Annotated in this window: 1 protein-coding gene; it reads left to right on the top strand. The window is 61.6% G+C overall.

Translation table 11 applies throughout. From position 1 onward, the window contains the following. A partial coding sequence (locus tag CVH10_RS19295; protein ID WP_146143099.1) for an ABC transporter substrate-binding protein occupies window positions 1–307 on the top strand: 307 nt, incomplete at both ends.

Below are 307 nucleotides of genomic sequence, written 5' to 3'. Positions count from 1 at the left end.
CGACTTCTCGTCCTTCCTGCTGCAGGCGCAGAACACGAAGGCCCAGGTGCTCGCGCTGGCCAATGCCGGTGGCGACACCATCAACTCGATCAAGTCGGCGCGCGAGTTCGGCATCACCAAGTCGATGAAGATGGTCGGCCTGCTGGTGTTCGTCAGCGAGATCCACAGCCTGGGCCTGAAGAACACTGAAGGCCTGCTGCACACCACCAGCTGGTACTGGGACCTGAACGACGACACGCGCAAGTTCGCCAACCGCTTCTTCGAGAAGACCAAGCGCATGCCGACCGATGTGCAGGCCGCCGACTAT

The organism is Halomonas sp. ND22Bw (assembly GCF_003011945.1).
Taxonomy (GTDB): Bacteria; Pseudomonadota; Gammaproteobacteria; order Pseudomonadales; family Halomonadaceae; genus Halomonas; species Halomonas halophila.
The sequence above is the reverse complement of the archived record's forward strand: the minus strand, read 5'-3'. Positions and strand labels throughout refer to the sequence as shown.